The 14,835-nt window shown below is 68.1% G+C and carries 15 protein-coding genes; 3 read left to right on the top strand and 12 right to left on the bottom strand.

Annotated elements, in window-relative coordinates:
- Positions 1–158 precede the first annotated feature (158 nt).
- The gene (locus ACK4FB_RS08750) at positions 159–887 is read left to right on the top strand and encodes a TonB family protein (protein WP_409750688.1); all 729 of its coding nucleotides are present in this window, start codon (positions 159–161) and stop codon (positions 885–887) included.
- On the opposite strand, the gene ACK4FB_RS08745 is transcribed toward ACK4FB_RS08750, so the two are convergent.
- Both ACK4FB_RS08745 and ACK4FB_RS08740 read right to left on the bottom strand, forming a co-directional pair.
- Positions 884–1,891, bottom strand: a complete 1,008-nt coding sequence (locus ACK4FB_RS08745; protein WP_409750685.1) for an NAD(P)/FAD-dependent oxidoreductase — start codon at positions 1,889–1,891, stop codon at positions 884–886. The genes ACK4FB_RS08750 and ACK4FB_RS08745 overlap by 4 nt on opposite strands.
- A 35-nt stretch (positions 1,892–1,926) precedes the next feature.
- Positions 1,927–3,774 carry a phosphoenolpyruvate carboxykinase (GTP) gene (locus ACK4FB_RS08740; RefSeq protein ID WP_409750682.1) on the bottom strand — a complete coding sequence of 616 codons (1,848 nt, stop codon included), beginning with the start codon at positions 3,772–3,774 and terminating at the stop codon, positions 1,927–1,929.
- Positions 3,775–3,986: 212 nt separating this feature from the next.
- Between ACK4FB_RS08740 and ACK4FB_RS08735 the strand changes: the two genes are divergently transcribed.
- The gene (locus ACK4FB_RS08735) at positions 3,987–4,610 is read left to right on the top strand and encodes a DUF938 domain-containing protein (protein ID WP_409750679.1); all 624 of its coding nucleotides are present in this window, start codon (positions 3,987–3,989) and stop codon (positions 4,608–4,610) included.
- Positions 4,611–4,619: 9 nt separating this feature from the next.
- On the opposite strand, the gene ACK4FB_RS08730 is transcribed toward ACK4FB_RS08735, so the two are convergent.
- Positions 4,620–5,036: a hypothetical protein gene (locus ACK4FB_RS08730; protein WP_409750676.1), complete on the bottom strand. Its 417-nt coding sequence runs from the start codon at positions 5,034–5,036 to the stop codon at positions 4,620–4,622.
- A gap of 335 nt (positions 5,037–5,371) precedes the next feature.
- Here ACK4FB_RS08730 and ACK4FB_RS08725 point away from each other — a divergent pair, with 335 nt between their 5' ends.
- Positions 5,372–6,145 carry a pseudouridine synthase gene (locus tag ACK4FB_RS08725; protein WP_409750673.1) on the top strand — a complete coding sequence of 258 codons (774 nt, stop codon included), beginning with the start codon at positions 5,372–5,374 and terminating at the stop codon, positions 6,143–6,145.
- Here ACK4FB_RS08725 and ACK4FB_RS08720 read toward each other — a convergent pair.
- From ACK4FB_RS08720 to pyrE, 9 genes are all read right to left on the bottom strand, one after another.
- Positions 6,139–7,167 carry a M48 family metallopeptidase gene (locus ACK4FB_RS08720; protein ID WP_409750670.1) on the bottom strand — a complete coding sequence of 343 codons (1,029 nt, stop codon included), beginning with the start codon at positions 7,165–7,167 and terminating at the stop codon, positions 6,139–6,141. The two genes, ACK4FB_RS08725 and ACK4FB_RS08720, sit on opposite strands and share 7 nt — an antisense overlap.
- 6 nt (positions 7,168–7,173) lie before the next feature.
- Complete coding sequence (locus ACK4FB_RS08715) at positions 7,174–7,743, bottom strand: LemA family protein (RefSeq protein WP_409750667.1); 570 nt, start codon at positions 7,741–7,743, stop codon at positions 7,174–7,176.
- Between the two features lie 97 nt (positions 7,744–7,840).
- The gene (parC, locus tag ACK4FB_RS08710) at positions 7,841–10,039 is read right to left on the bottom strand and encodes a DNA topoisomerase IV subunit A (protein WP_409750664.1); all 2,199 of its coding nucleotides are present in this window, start codon (positions 10,037–10,039) and stop codon (positions 7,841–7,843) included.
- Between the two features lie 68 nt (positions 10,040–10,107).
- Positions 10,108–11,058, bottom strand: coding sequence for a GTPase Era (gene era / locus ACK4FB_RS08705; RefSeq protein WP_409750662.1), 951 nt, complete (start codon positions 11,056–11,058; stop codon positions 10,108–10,110).
- Positions 11,055–11,762 carry a ribonuclease III gene (gene rnc, locus ACK4FB_RS08700; RefSeq protein WP_409750659.1) on the bottom strand — a complete coding sequence of 236 codons (708 nt, stop codon included), beginning with the start codon at positions 11,760–11,762 and terminating at the stop codon, positions 11,055–11,057. The genes era and rnc overlap by 4 nt, the downstream gene beginning before the upstream one ends.
- 4 nt (positions 11,763–11,766) lie before the next feature.
- On the bottom strand, positions 11,767–12,651 hold the full coding sequence (gene lepB, locus ACK4FB_RS08695) for a signal peptidase I (protein ID WP_409751111.1): 885 nt from the start codon (positions 12,649–12,651) through the stop codon (positions 11,767–11,769).
- A 293-nt stretch (positions 12,652–12,944) separates the two neighbouring features.
- Positions 12,945–13,370 carry a holo-ACP synthase gene (gene acpS, locus ACK4FB_RS08690; protein WP_409750656.1) on the bottom strand — a complete coding sequence of 142 codons (426 nt, stop codon included), beginning with the start codon at positions 13,368–13,370 and terminating at the stop codon, positions 12,945–12,947.
- The gene (locus ACK4FB_RS08685) at positions 13,367–14,122 is read right to left on the bottom strand and encodes a pyridoxine 5'-phosphate synthase (protein WP_409750653.1); all 756 of its coding nucleotides are present in this window, start codon (positions 14,120–14,122) and stop codon (positions 13,367–13,369) included. The genes acpS and ACK4FB_RS08685 overlap by 4 nt, the downstream gene beginning before the upstream one ends.
- Positions 14,123–14,184: 62 nt before the next feature.
- Positions 14,185–14,772 carry an orotate phosphoribosyltransferase gene (gene pyrE / locus ACK4FB_RS08680; protein ID WP_409750650.1) on the bottom strand — a complete coding sequence of 196 codons (588 nt, stop codon included), beginning with the start codon at positions 14,770–14,772 and terminating at the stop codon, positions 14,185–14,187.
- Between the last annotated feature and the right edge of the window lie 63 nt (positions 14,773–14,835).

Raw genomic sequence — 14,835 nt, 5'->3', positions numbered from 1 at the left:
CAAAGTCGCCACAACCCAGGCGCGACACTTCGTTCGTCGGACACCGGTCTCCGGCTGTTCGACCTGGAAACGAGAGCCTGATTCATGGCCTCGGCGAAATCGTGATGCGGTTCCGCTTCAGCCGGTCAGGCTCCCGCAAACAAAGGGAGTGGACGGCCATGATGATGAAGCTCGCAGGCGGGCCCGGTTCGGTGAACCCGCTGGATTTCAACAGCCGCAAGCGGCCGGTCCCGCGCTGGGTCTGGCTGGCGGTCGGCGCCTCGCTGCTGGTTCACGGCGCCGCCGGCGTGTGGCTCTATCAACAACGGTTCGAGTTGCGCGCGACCGAGGCGGCTCCCGAACCGCCCATCACAATCCTCGAGATGTTCCCGCGCGTTATCCCGCCCGAGCCGCAGGTCGCCGAAGCTCCGCCCCCGCCGACAGCGGTCCACAACCCTGTGCCGACCCCGTTCCAGCCAACCGAAACCGCCCCGTTCACGCCCCCGGATGTACCCGTTTCAGGCGTTGCGTTCGACCCGATCTTCGTTCCCGCGACCCCGGGCCCGGTGCAGCCCGCGGCGCCGGCCCAGACCACTCCCGAGGCGCCCCCAGGCGTTATCGCCAATCCTCGCTGGATCGCGCGGCCCACGCCGGATCAGATGGCGCGGGCCTATCCGGACCGCGCGGCCCGGGACGGCGTGGAGGGTTCCGCCACCTTGCAATGCTCGGTGACGGCGCGGGGCGGCCTGACGGCGTGTTCCGTGCTGTCCGAAACCCCCGGCGGCTATGGATTCGGTCGGGCCGCCATGCAGTTGTCGCGGCACTTCCGCCTCAGCCCCCGCACGGTTGACGGTCAGGCGGTGGAAGGCGCCGTGGTCACCATCCCCCTGACCTTCCAGCTGAACTAGAAGCGCAAGGGATCGAAGGCGGCCCCAAAGGCCGTCTTCGGTTCGCCCGCAATCGCCGCGGCCACTGTCCGGGCCACCGCGGGCGCCAGCAGCCAGCCGTTGCGGCGCGGCGCCAGGGCGGCGAACAGCCCCTCTCCCAGCGCCCCGGCCATGGGCAGCCCGTCGGGCGAGGCGCCGCGCACGCCCACGCGAGTGCGCCGGACGCCGATGGATGTCAGATCGAAGAAGCGCCCCGCCGCCTGGATCATGCGTCGGGCCTGAACGGAATCGGGGGCCAGGTCGCGACGATCGAAATCCATGCTGGCCCCCACCATGATCCCGTCGATCATTGGGGCCACATAGGCCCCCGGCCCGCGCCGCATCCGCTCCACCGTCAGGGCAAAGACCTGCTCCAGCTGGCCCCGGATGGGACGGATCAGGCCGATGATGCGCGTGGCCTCGGGCGTCAGGCCGGGGATCGGGGCCTCGGGCCCCGTCGCCACAACCACCGTCCGCGCGCTGATGATCTGCCCGGAGTGAAGCCGCGCCTCCCACCGCGCGCCATGCTGCGTCAGCTCCGCGACGCGGCTCGTCGCCATGGCGAGACCCGGAAACGCCTTCAGCGCCACCATCGCCGGCCCGGGGTCCACCCGCCAGTCGTCGGGCGTGAATGCGACACCATTCTCGACCCAGGCCGCGAAGCCCAGATTCAACAGCCTTTCACCGACCGCCGCCGCATCGGGTCCGCACCATTGGGAGCCTTCGGCCGACACGGAAACGCCGATGTGCTCGGCGAACTCAGGCCACAGGTCCCGCGCCTCGCGCAGCAGGTCCGCCCGCGCACGCGTCACGTTCTCCAGCGCGCATTCCAGGGCCGGCGCGATCATGCCCGCGGCCACGGACGAGGCGTTGTCGCCACCCGGGTCGACCACCGTCACCCGGCGGCCCCGGCGGATCAGTTCGACCGCCGTCGTCAGGCCCAGAACGCCCGCGCCGATGATGAGGATTTCTCTTGAGGATGACACGCGCCGTCATTGACCGGCGCGCGGCCTTTTTCAAGCTATTCGGCCGCCATCCGCGCCGCCCGCGCGCGATCCAGCCGTTTGGTCAGGGCCGCGTGCTGTCGCCACAGCGCCCCGGGCAGGCGGTCGCCGAACGTTTCGAAGAAGGCGGGAATCAGCGCCGCCTCCTCGCTCCAGACCTCGGGGTCCACCTCCAGCAACGTGTCCAGCTGCGCCTCGGTCAGATCGACGCCGTCCAGATCCAGCGCATCAGCCGTCGGCACCCTGCCCACCGGCGTGTCCACCGCCTCGGCCTCGCCTTCCAGCCGCCGGGTGATCCACTTCAGCACCCGGATATTGTCGCCGAAGCCCGGCCAGATGAAGCGGCCGTCCTGATCCTTGCGGAACCAGTTGACGAAGAAGATGCGCGGCAGCTTCGCCACATCAGCCCGCTCGCCCAGCGCCAGCCAGTGAGCGAAATAGTCGCCCATGTTGTAGCCGCAGAACGGCAGCATGGCGAAGGGATCACGGCGCAGCTCGCCCACCCGGTTCTCCGCCGCAGCCGTGCCTTCGGACGCCACGGTGGCGCCCATGAACACGCCGTGCTCCCAGTCGAAGGCCTCGGTCACCAGCGGCACCGCGCTGGCCCGGCGTCCGCCGAACAGGATGGCGCTGATGGGCACGCCCGCCGGGTCTTCCCAATCCGGCGCGATGGTGGGGCACTGCTCAGCCGGGGCCGCGAAGCGCGAGTTGGGGTGCGCGGCCGGTTCGCCGGACGCCGGATCGTAGGGTCGCCCCTTCCAGTCCGTCAGCCCCTCGGGCGCGTCCTTCGTCAGCCCCTCCCACCACACGTCATTGTCGGCGGTCAGCGCCACATTGGTGAAGACGGTGTTCTTCGTCAGGGTGGCCAGCGCGTTCTGGTTGGTGTTGCGGCTGGTGCCGGGCGCCACGCCGAAGAAGCCCGCCTCGGGGTTCACCGCATACAGCCGCCCGTCGTCGCCGAAGCGCATCCAGGCAATGTCGTCGCCCACTGTCTCGGCCTTCCAGCCGTCCAGCGTGGGCTGCAGCATGGCCAGATTGGTCTTGCCGCAGGCGCTAGGGAAGGCGGCGGCCACATAGTGCACGCGCCCCTCTGGATCGGTCAGTTTCAGGATCAGCATGTGCTCGGCCAGCCAGCCCTCGTCGCGGGCCATCACCGAGGCGATGCGCAGGGCGTAGCACTTTTTGCCCAGCAGGGCGTTGCCGCCATAGCCGGAACCGTAGGACCAGATTTCCCGCGTCTCGGGGAAATGCACGATCCATTTGTCGTCGTTGCAGGGCCACGGCACATCCGGCTGACCTTCGGCCAGTGGCGCGCCAAGAGTGTGGACCGCGGGCACGAAAGTTCCGTCCTCGCCCAGCTGATCCAATGCCGCCTGGCCCATGCGCGTCATGATCCGCATGGACAGGGCCACATAGCCGCTGTCGGTGATCTCCACGCCCAGGGCGCTGATCCTGGAGCCCAGCGGCCCCATGCAGAACGGGACCACGTACATCGTGCGGCCCGCCATGCAGCCATCGAACAGGCCGTTGAGGCGCGCGCGCATTTCGGCGGGATCGGACCAGTTGTTGGTCGGCCCGGCGTCGGCCTCGTCCTGTGAGCAGATGAAGGTGCGACTCTCGACCCGGGCAACGTCTTTCGGATCCGAGGCGGCGTAGTAGCACCCGGGCCGGGTTTGGGGGTTCAGCGGCCGAAGGGTGCCGCGCGCGACCAGATCGGCGGCGATGGCGTCGGCCTCGGCCTGTGAACCGTCGCACCAGTGAATGCGGTCCGGCTTTGTGAGGGCGGCGATCCCGGCCACCCATTCGAGCAGACCACGGTGGTTCGTCGGGGCGGCGTCGAGCCCCGGAATCCTGTCGATATGCACGGCACGTCTCCCTGAGCTTCCCAGGCCCGGCGATCTGTCGCCGCCGTGGCCTCACGACGATCACGCCGTGTTACATGGAGGCAGAAACACCCCTTCTGACGCGACGTCAACCGGCGCAAGAATCCACCCTTTCCCGACCGATCGAGGCGATCCGCAGGGCTTTTCCATTCGCGGGACAGCCCTTCGACGGCTAATCAGGGACGATGCAGACCATGGACTCCATCACCACCCTCCCCGACGGTGCAGCGTCTTCGCCCGCAGCCGGTCGAAACGTCGAACCGATCCTGAGCGTGCTCAAGGCGCACCTGCCCGCGCGCGGTCGGGTGCTGGAGATTGCGGCAGGCAGTGGCGAACACGCCCTCGCCTTCGCGCGCGCCCTGCCCGATCTGGAGTGGACCCCCAGCGACCCGTCGGATGAGGCGAGGAGCAGCATCGACGCATGGCGCCGGGCGGCCGGACCAGACAACCTAAACACTCCGCTGGCCCTCAACGCCGCCGATCCCGCCACATGGCCGGATGGTCCGTTCCACGCGGTGGTCTGCATCAACATGGTCCACATCAGCCCGTGGACCTCGACCGAGGGCCTGATGCGCGGGGCGGCGCAGGTGCTGGTCCCCGGCGGCCTGCTGTATCTGTACGGGCCGTATCGCGAGACCGACGCGCCGCTGGCGCCATCGAATGCGGACTTCGACCGGAATCTGAAAGCCCGCAACCCCGAGTGGGGATTGCGGGCTCTCGAAGACGTCTCGCAGCTGGCGCGGGATCATGGCCTGCACCTGACCCTGCGGATCGAGATGCCGGCCAATAATCTGAGCCTGCTGTTTCGCAAGACCTAGCTCAAAGGCTTAACCCAGCGTCTGGGCCACCAGGCTCAGTTGCTCGCGGGTCATCAGCGGGGTCGCGCCCTCGCTGTCGATGACCGCGCCCGGCGCATCGGCCAGGGTGGCCGGGTCGATGTCCATGGCGCGGGCCGCCTGGGCGACGCCTTCACCGAAAGCCAGAACCGTCATGCCGTTGGCGCGCGCCGTGGTGATCATGTTGGCCACCTTTTCCTCGGCGGCGGAGTCCGCGGCGCCGCCCGGAATGATCAGGCCGGCCATGGAGCCGTCCTCGATGTCGCTCATCCTGGCGGTCGGCAGCACCGTCACGCCGCCGACAGACATGCTTGCGTCACCGGTGGAGATGGGGGCCATGGAGATGCCTTCGTACTGCATCAATTGCTCGACATCGCCCAGCGGACCGAAGTCCATCGAGCGGCGCATGGCCAGGCCGACACGGGCCCGAATAGGCGTGCGGCGAAATCCACCGCGGGGTTTTCCAGATTTACCGGCGTTGTATTGAGCGTTCATGCTTCTCCTGAAAGGTTGATCTCAAGTCGACGGACAGCACGACGCCGTCCATTTCCTCACGCTTTTCGTATCAAGGACACGAAAATGACGGGTTGAGCCGCCTCCACGTCAAGCGCGGGGCGGGACAAGTCGATCCGTCATGTGGATGACGTCTGATATATGTCTTTGGCCCCGGCGGTCAACCGCACAGCCTTGCCGTCAGGCCCGCCCGCCGCCAAAAAGACCCCTCCTCGCAGCACGGACCGACCATGGCCTTCACCCGCACCTATGACGGCGACGAACCCGTCCGGATCAACAAGTGGCTGGGCCAGACCGGCGTCTGCTCACGGCGCGAGGCGGAGGGTCTGATCGGCCAGGGGCTGGTGCGCATCGACGGCGAGGTGGTCACCGACGCGGGCCGCAAGATCGAGCCGGGCCAGACCCTGATCCTCAGCGACGCGGCCGAGGCGGAACTGGCGGCCGGCGTCACCATCGTCATGCACAAGCCCGTGGGCTACGTCTCGGGCCAGCCGGAGCCGGGCAAGATTCCCGCCGTGCGCCTGCTGACCGGCGCCAACCGCATGGGGCCGGGCCAGACCCCGGCGAAGGACGCCTCCCTGCCCCCCATCGGCCGGCTGGACGAGGACTCCCGCGGCCTGCTGCTGCTCTCCACAGACGGCGTGGTGGCCAAGGCCGTCATCGGCCCGCAGTCCGAACTGGACAAGGAGTATCTGGTCACCGTCCGGGGCCCGATCACCGAGCGCAAGCTGGGCCTGCTGCGTCATGGCCTGGCGCTGGACGAGCGCCAATTGAAGCCCGCCCGCGTCACCGTGGTGCAGGGCCAGACCCTGCGCTTCATCCTGACCGAGGGCCGCAACCGCCAGATCCGGCGCATGTGCGATCTGGTGGAGTTGCGCGTCACCGACCTGCACCGCACCCGCATCGGCCCGCTGGCGCTGGGCGATCTGCCGGAAGGCAAATGGCGCTTGCTGACGGCGGACGAGCGCACGGCGCTGATCCGTGGCTCAGGCGCGGCTCAGTAGGTCGGCGGAACGGACGTGGACGGAGCCGCTTGCCGCGCCATGGGCGGCAGGTCCCGCCCGCCTGCGAACCGCACCAGGGCGTCGATGCGCTTCTCAATGGGCGGGTGTGTGGCGAACAGACCTGAAAGGCCCGCGCTCTTCTCCTGATTATCCAGGAACATGCCGCGCAGTTCGTCGGGCGCTTCCAGTTTGGACTGGCCCGATACCTTGCGCAGGGCCGAAATCATGGCGTCAGGATTTTTGGTCAACTCGGCTGCGCCCGCGTCAGCCACATATTCGCGGGTGCGCGACAGCATCATGCGGATCACCGCCGCCAGCACGAAGCCGATCACCGCGATGGCGATGCCGATAAGGATAAGCGGCCCGGCGTTCTTGTTATTTCCGCCGCGCCCGCCACGCGAGAAGAACAGGCTCCGGAACACCAGCTCGGCCATGACGCTGATGATGCCCGCGAAGATCGAGGCGATCACCATGGTCCGCACGTCCTTGTTGATGACGTGGGTCAGTTCGTGGGCCAGCACGGCCTCCATCTCGTCCCGGTCCAGCGCCCCCATCAGGCCGCGCGTGACGGTGACGGAGTAGCGCCCCTCGTGCAGGCCCGAGGCGTAGGCGTTCAGTTCCTGCCGCTCGATGATGCGCAGGGTCGGGGTGCGCATGCCGCGAGAAATGGAGAGATTTTCCAGAAGATTGTAGAGCTCGGGCTCGTCTTTTCGCTCGACCTTCTTCGCGCCGGTCATGGCGTCGATCATGGCCTGGCTGCCGAAATACGAGATGGCGAACCAGATGGCCGCAACCACCAGGGCCGTCGGCACGGTCCAGCCCAGCATGGACCCGGCCAGGGCCATGTCGTCGCCCAGGGTTCCACCGGAGTTCGGAATGACCCCGAAGCCCATCAGCACCAGTTGCAGCCCGTACAGGATCACCACCAGCAGCACGGGGAAGCCCGCGAGCAGCATGATAGACCGGGTGTTGTTGGCCCAGATGTGGGTCTTGAGCCCGACGGCCTGACCGTAGAACGCCATGCGGACCTAGAACTTCACCTGCGGCGGCGCGGCGTTCATGGCCGCACGGTCCGCTTCACCCAGGTCGAAGAAGGGCTTGTCCGAGGCGAAGCCCACCAAACCGGCGAACAGCACGGTCGGGAACTGGCGGCGCACGGCGTTGAACTCGGCCACGGCGTTGTTGAAGAAGCGGCGGGCGGCGGCCAGCTTGTTCTCGATGTCCGACAGCTCGTTCTGGAGCTGCAGGAAGTTGGTGCTGGCCTTCAGGTCCGGATAGGCCTCGGCCACCGCGAACAGACGTCCGAGGGCGGCGGTCAGCATATTCTCGGCCTGGACCTTCTCGTTGACGCTGCCGGCGCCCTGGGCGGCGGCGCGGGCCTGGGTGACGGCCTCCAGCGTGCCGCGCTCGTGACTGGCGTACCCCTTCACCGCCTCGACCAGATTGGGGATCAGGTCCTGACGCTGACGCAGTTGCACGTCGATGTCGGCGAACGACTGATCGGCCGACTGATCCAGCGCCACCAGCCGGTTGTAGGCGCCGATGACGGCCACCACGACGACGGCGACGATGACGCCGATGATAATCCAGGTCAGCATGAAGGGCCTCCTTGAAAGTCCTGAACCGTCAGTATCGCGCGAACGAATGCGCCAACCCAAGTAAAATCGGGGTCAGAAACGGGATTGTCACCTGCGGTCAGCGAAACTTCCGCAGTCCCCGCGGCCCCTGTCGGCCGGCAGCGGCGCGCTTGCCCAGCCAGTCGCGCCAGTCGGGCCAGTTGCGGCGGCGGTCGCCGCCGTCGCGCCAGTCGGGGCCGTCCTCGGCGTTGAACATGGTGATGTCGGCCAGACCGCCCTGCTTGTAGGTCTGCAGCTTGACACCCTTGCCGCGCGCCATCTCGGGCAGTTCCTCCAGCGGGAAGACCAGCGCCTTGATGTTGTCGCCGATGACCGCCACGTGGTCGCCAGAGACGCGCAGGCAGGCGGCCATGTCGCCGTTCAGCACCTGCTTGCCGCCGCGCTTCTGGGCCAGGGCGTCGTCCTCGGGCGTGACGAAACCATAGCCGGCCTTTGACGCCACCAGCAGCTTCGCGCCTGGCTGGTGGGCCAGCACGTTCACGATGCCCGCGCTCTCGTCCAGATCAATCATCAGGCGCAACGGCTCCCCGTGTCCGCGCCCTGACGGCAGCTTGTCAGCCCCGAGGGTGAAGATGCGCCCATCGGACGCCGCCACCAGCAGCTTGTCGGTGGTGAAGGCGGGCACGAGGAAGGCCAGGTCGTCGCCTTCCTTGAACTTCAGCTCCGACGGATCGTCCACCTTGCCCCGGGCGGCGCGGATCCAGCCGCGCTCGGACAGGATGACGGTGATGGCCTCGCGCGGGATGAAGGCGTCGATGGACACATCGCTGACGTCGGGCGCGTCGCCCATGGTGGTGCGGCGCGGCGAGATCAGGGCCTTGCGTACATCCTGAAGGCCGAGGGCCAGCAGCTTCGTCTGCTTCGCGGGCGAGGCGATCATGGCCTTCAGGCCGGCCAGTTCCTCGGTAAGTTCATCGAACTCCTTCTGGATGGTCATTTCCTCGAGCCGCGCCAGCTGACGCAGGCGGGTGTCGAGGATGAAGTCGGCCTGCAGCTCGCTCAGGGCGAAGCGTTCGATCAGCCGGGCCTTGGGCTGGTCCTCCTCGCGGACGATGCGGATGACCTCGTCCAGATTGAGGAAGACGGTCTTGAGGCCTTCCAGCAGGTGGAGCCGCTTTTCGATGCGCTCCTGCCGCCACTGGCCGCGCCGGATCAGCACCTCGCGGCGGTGATCGAGGAAGGCGACCAGACAGGCCTTGAGCCCCATGACGCCGGGCGTGCCCGTGGCGTCCAGCACGTTCATGTTGATGGGGAAGCGCACCTCGAGATCGGAGAGCTTGAACAGGCTCTCCATCAGCACCTCGGGCTCCACCGTGCGGGACTTGGGCTCCAGGATCAGGCGGATGTCCTCGGCGGACTCGTCGCGCACGTCCGCCAGCAGGGGCGCCTTCTTGTTCTCGATCAGGTCGGCCAGGGCCTCGATCAGTTTCGACTTTTGCACCTGATACGGCATCTCGGTGACGACCACGCGCCACATGCCCCGGCCCAGATCCTCGGTTTCCCAGCGGGCGCGCAGGCGCACACCGCCCCGGCCGGTCTGGTATGCGTCGAGGATCGAGGCGGCGGACTCCACCGCCACCCCGCCGGTGGGGAAGTCGGGGCCCGGAACGATGGCCACCAGCTCCTCGGTGGTGGTCTCGGGGGCCTCCAGCAGCATGAGGCAAGCGTCGATCAGCTCGGCGGCGTTGTGGGGCGGGATCGAGGTGGCCATACCCACGGCGATGCCCGACGAGCCGTTGGCCAGCAGGTTCGGGAACCCGGCGGGCAGGACGATGGGCTCCTCGTCCTGATCGTCATAGGTGGGGCGGAAATCGACCGCGTTCTCGCCGATGCCCTCCAGCAGCAGCTGGGCCGCCGCCGTGAGCTTGCACTCGGTGTAGCGCATGGCCGCGGCGCTATCGCCGTCGATGTTGCCGAAATTCCCCTGCCCGTCCACCAGCGGATAGCGCTGGGCGAAGTCTTGGGCCAGGCGGACAAGAGCCTCATAGATGGAGGCGTCGCCGTGGGGGTGGTAGCCGCCCATCACCTCGCCCACCACCTTGGCGCACTTACGCGCCGCAGCCTGGGGGTTCAGGCGCATCTGGTGCATGGCGTACAGGATGCGCCGGTGCACCGGCTTGAACCCGTCGCGCACGTCCGGCAGCGCCCGGTTGGTGATGGTCGACAGGGCATAGGCCAGGTAGCGGCGGCTGAGCGCCTCGCCCAGGGGCTCGTCGACGATGCGGCCGCCCTCGGGCGGCGGAGTGTGAACAGTCATGGGCCGTCGAATCAGGGATGTGAGGCGCGAAGTCTAGCCCGGATGCCCGGTTATCCCCTCACGGCGCCCTAAACGTCGAAGTCCAGGCCGAACTGGGCGTACAGCGCCCGGGAGTCCTGCCACTTGGGATCGACCTTGACCGTAATGAACAGGTGGACCGGGCGGTCCATAAGCTCGGTCAGCTCCTCGCGCGCTTTCTGGCCGATCCATTTCAGGGTCTGGCCGCCTTTGCCCAGGATGATGGGGCGCTGGCTGTCGCGCTCCACATAGACGGTCTGTTCGATGCGGGCCGAGCCGTCCGGCTTCTCCTCGAAGGCGGTGGTCTCCACGGCGGCCGAATAGGGCAGTTCCTCGTGCACGCGCAGGTACAGCTTCTCGCGGGTGATCTCGGCGGCCAGCACGCGCAGCGGCACGTCGGCGCTCTGGTCCTCGGGATACAGCCACACGCCCTCGGGCATCAGGGCGGCCAAACGGGCCTTGAGATCATCCACGCCCGAGCCGTCGGCGGCCGAGATCATGAACACCTCCGAATAGACGCCCAGGTCGTACAGCTCCTTGGACACGCCCAGCATGGCGTCGCGGCGCACGCCGTCGATCTTGTTCAGGGCCAGGATGGCGGTGGCGCCGGTCGCCTTGAGGTTCTCGGCGATAGCGCGCGTATCCTCGATCTGGCGGTGGTCGGCGGCTGAGCCTTCGCGAGCGGCCACAGCGATCTCGGCGGCCACGTCCACCAGATGCACCACCGCGTCCGCGTCCTGCGCCCCGCCCCAGGCCGAGGCGACCATGGCCCGGTCCAGACGGCGGCGCGGCTTGAAGATGCCGGGGGTGTCCACCAGCACGATCTGGCTCGCGCCGTCGATGGCGATGCCGCGCACGGGGAAGCGCGTAGTCTGCACCTTCTGGGTGACGATGGAGACCTTCGACCCCGTCAGCCGGTTCACCAGCGTGGACTTGCCGGCGTTGGGCGCGCCGATGATGGCGGCGAAGCCCGCGCGGGGGGTGGGTGCAGTCTCGGTCAAATGACGCCTTCTCGTTTCAACAGGGCGACAGCGGCCGCCTTCTCCGCCTCCTGACGTGAACGCCCCTGGGCGGTCAAGGGTTCGATGCCCTCGATCGACACCTGCACGGTGAATGTGGGGGCGTGGTCCGAGCCGGTGCGCCTGACCACGGCATAGGACGGCAAGGGCCGCCCCTGCGCCTGGGACCATTCCTGAAGCGCGGATTTGGGGTTGGCCAGGCGGGGCGCGGAGGGCGCCGCCAGTTCATCGGCCCAGGCCCGCTCGAACACGGCGCGGGCGGCGTCCATACCCCCGTCCAGCCATACGGCGGCCAGAACCGCCTCCATGGCGTCGGCGACGATGCCGTCCTTGCGCCGCCCGCCGGTCCTGGTCTCGCCCGGCGACATACGCAGGGCGTCGCCCAGATTCAGCCGGTGGCCCACGCGGGCGCAGGCGGCCTTGTCCACCAGGCTGTGCAGACGGGACGACAGCTGGCCCTCGTCGGCCTCGGGAAAGTCGCGGCACAGGCGGTCGGCCACCAGCAGACCCAGCACACGGTCGCCCAGGAACTCCATGCGCTGATTGTCGGGCACGGGCTTGCCGTGGGGCATGCCCCCCTCGCCCACGCTGGCATGGGTCAGGGCGCGGTCCAGCAGGGCGCGGTCGGAAAAGTCGTGGCCGAGGCGACGCTGGAGTTCCGCGACCGCCTCGGTTCGGGCGTTCATGGGATCAGTTCAGCCCGTGGAAGAAGCGGCTGGGACGCAGGTTGGCGAACCAGCTGACCGGGTTCCACAGCGATGCGCCGGGCTCCCACGAGAACATGACAATCTGCGCCTTGCCCACCAGATTTTCCGCCGGCACCAGACCCACGTCGGCGCGGCTGTCGATGGAGTTGTCGCGGTTGTCGCCCATCATGAAATAGTAGCCTTCGGGCACTTCGAACACCTGGGTATCGTCCAGATCGAAGCCAGGCCCGAAGTCCTGGATGCGGAAGGTGCGGCCGCCCGGCAGGGTTTCGTCGATCTGATAGGCGTCCATGGGGCCGAACGGGCCGCTTATGCGCTCGGTTCCCACCGGTTCGTCCTGTACGGCCTGGCCATTAATGTGCAGCCGCCCGCCAATCATCTGGACGCGGTCGCCGGGCAGGCCGATGACTCGCTTGATATAGTCGGTGCTGTTGTCACGCGGCAGCTTGAACACGACAATGTCGCCGCGCTCGGGCCCGGAGCCGAAGATGCGGCCCTCGAACAGCGGAGGGCTCCACGGCATGGAGTGGCGGCTGTAGCCATAGTTCCACTTGGACACGACGATGTAGTCGCCCTCATAGAGGTTCGGCTCCATGGAAGCCGACGGGATGGTGAAGGGCTGGAAGAACAACACCCGCAGCACAAGAGCGATGGCCAGGGCGTAGACAATGGTCTTGATGATCTCGACCGTCTCGTTCTGGGGCTTTTTCGTCTTCACGGGCTTGCCTTGCGAACGGGCGGGACGGGCTACGGGCTCATCGTCAAAGGGGGCGTCGCCCCGGTCGCTCCAGATGGGGCGCGGTGGAGTCTGGCTGGTCCCGGCGACGGCCGAGACGGTGGTCGCGCCCGCGGCGGCGGCGGCCATCATGGCCTGATCGGTGGTCTCCGGCGCGGCGGGATCCGTGGTCGGGGTCGGAGCGGTCGCCTCGATTGCAGCGCCCTCGACGGGTTCCGGAGGGGACCTGTCCGGCTCGTCGGTCGTATTCTCCGCCGGAGGGTGCGTCTCAGCCAATTCGGGCGCGGAACCGGCTTCAGCCTCGTCGGCCCCCTCCTGTTCGACGTTCGGCATGTCAGCCGCCGTGGCGGCGTCTTCGTCCCGTTCAGGCTTGTCGTTGTCTGTCATCGGTTTTCACGCCCATCCCCGCCGCTTGACGCGGTCGTTCAGGGGCCTTCGGTAATGGTTGACGGGGTTGCGGGCAAGGCTTCGATCACTACGAACGCCAGGGCGTAGGGGTGCTCGTCAGACAGCGTCAGGTGAATTCGCGGTTGGTGGCCCGGAGGGGTCAGACGCGCCAGATGCTCAGCCGCGTGGCCCGTCAGGGCCAGGGTTGGTTGGCCCGAGGGCAGGTTCACTACCCCCATGTCGCGCCAGTAGACGTCGCGCCGCATCCCGGTGCCCAGGGCCTTGGCGCAGGCCTCCTTGGCAGAGAACCGCTTGGCGTAGCTCCAGGACGCATCGGGCTTGCGATCCGAACGGGTGCGTTCGATGTCGGTGAAACAGCGCTGCTTGAAGCGGTCGCCGAACCGCTCCAGCGACGCCTCGATGCGTCGGATATCGGTCATGTCCGCCCCGATGCCGATGATCACAGGCCCCGCGCCTCGTCCATCAGCCCGCGCATCCGCGCGATGGCGGCCTCCAGACCCACGAAGATGGCCTCGCCAATCAGGAAATGGCCGATGTTCAGTTCCGCCACCTCGGGAATGGCCGCGATCGCCGACACGGTGTCGTAATCGATGCCATGGCCGGCATGGACCTCCAGCCCCAACCCCGCAGCCTGCGTCGCCCCGGACCGCAGGGCGGCCAGTTCGGCCTCGGCCTCCTCGACACGGCCTTCGCGGAAGGCGTCGCAATAGGCGCCGGTGTGCAGTTCCACCACCGCCGCCCCCGTGCGTTGGGCGGCGGCGATCTGGTCGGGGTCAGGGCCGATGAACAGGGACACCCTCGATCCGGCGTCGTTCAGCTGCGCCACGAAGGGCGTGATCCAGTTGTGGCCGCCCACCACGTCCAGCCCGCCCTCGGTCGTGCGCTCCTCGCGCTTTTCCGGCACCAGGCAGACGGCGCGCGGGCGATGGTGCAGGGCGATGGCCAGCATCTCCTGGGTGACCGCCATTTCCAGATTGAGCGGCCGCGCCTGCTCGCGCAGCAGGTCGGTCAGGCTGTCGATGTCGCCGTCCGAGATATGGCGGCGATCCTCGCGCAGGTGGGCGGTGATGCCGTCGGCGCCGGCCGCCAGCGCCTCCCGCGCCGCGCGCACGGGGTCGGGATGGACGCCCCCCCGCGCATTCCGCACGGTGGCCACGTGGTCAATGTTGACGCCCAGGCGGACCCGCTCGGCCATCGCTCGTTCTCCTCGCCCAAAGCAGGCCATGTCTCTTCAGTCCGGCGCGCGCGCGGACTCTTTCAAGCTTTCGCGAGACGACGGCTGCCCGGATCCTCCACCGGCACGGCGGCCAGTTCGGGCGGCAGGGCGTCGGCGGGGTATGCGGGGACGTCGAGGGTGGCCAGGGCGATCAACGGCACGCCCACATCGGCGCGGCCGCCCGACCTGTCCACGATGCAGGCGGCGGCGACCACCTCGCCCCCCGCCTTCTGGATGGCGGCGATACATTCGCGTGACGACAGGCCGGTGGTGACGATGTCCTCCACCATCACGACCTTTTCGCCCGGCTCCACCGAGAAGCCCCGGCGCAGGCGGAATTCGCCGCCCTCGCGCTCCACATACATAGACGGCACGCCCAGATGCCGCGCAGTTTCGTAACCGGGGATGATGCCGCCAACGGCGGGGGATATGGCCACATCCACCGGCCCCACGGCGGCCGTCACCTTCTCGGCCAGCGCCTTGCACAGGCGCGCGCAGCGGTCGGCGTTCATGAACACCAGGTTCTTCTGCAGGAACACCGGACTGTGCAGCCCCGAGGACAGCACGAAATGGCCCTCACGCAGGGCGCCGGCGGCTCGGAATTCTTCAAGGACGTCGTCGGAGGTCATGGCCTTGCGCTTAACGACTGCCCCGGCGGGACGCAACGCTGACATCGGTCAAAGGCGCTTGAC

The organism is Brevundimonas sp. (genome assembly GCF_046299535.1).
GTDB lineage: Bacteria > Pseudomonadota > Alphaproteobacteria > Caulobacterales > Caulobacteraceae > Brevundimonas.
The sequence above is the reverse complement of the archived record's forward strand: the minus strand, read 5'-3'. Positions and strand labels throughout refer to the sequence as shown.

Coding starts and splice junctions, on each gene's coding strand:
- ACK4FB_RS08725 (WP_409750673.1), top strand. CDS start 5,372: ATGGCCTTCACCCGCACCTATGACGGCGACGAACCCGTCCGGATCAAC.
- ACK4FB_RS08720 (WP_409750670.1), bottom strand. CDS start 7,167: ATGGCGTTCTACGGTCAGGCCGTCGGGCTCAAGACCCACATCTGGGCC.
- lepB (WP_409751111.1), bottom strand. CDS start 12,651: ATGATGGCCGCCGCCGCCGCGGGCGCGACCACCGTCTCGGCCGTCGCC.
- ACK4FB_RS08685 (WP_409750653.1), bottom strand. CDS start 14,122: ATGGCCGAGCGGGTCCGCCTGGGCGTCAACATTGACCACGTGGCCACC.
- ACK4FB_RS08735 (WP_409750679.1), top strand. CDS start 3,987: ATGGACTCCATCACCACCCTCCCCGACGGTGCAGCGTCTTCGCCCGCA.
- rnc (WP_409750659.1), bottom strand. CDS start 11,762: ATGAACGCCCGAACCGAGGCGGTCGCGGAACTCCAGCGTCGCCTCGGC.
- parC (WP_409750664.1), bottom strand. CDS start 10,039: ATGACTGTTCACACTCCGCCGCCCGAGGGCGGCCGCATCGTCGACGAG.
- ACK4FB_RS08750 (WP_409750688.1), top strand. CDS start 159: ATGATGATGAAGCTCGCAGGCGGGCCCGGTTCGGTGAACCCGCTGGAT.
- pyrE (WP_409750650.1), bottom strand. CDS start 14,772: ATGACCTCCGACGACGTCCTTGAAGAATTCCGAGCCGCCGGCGCCCTG.
- ACK4FB_RS08715 (WP_409750667.1), bottom strand. CDS start 7,743: ATGCTGACCTGGATTATCATCGGCGTCATCGTCGCCGTCGTCGTGGTG.
- ACK4FB_RS08730 (WP_409750676.1), bottom strand. CDS start 5,036: ATGCGCCGCTCGATGGACTTCGGTCCGCTGGGCGATGTCGAGCAATTG.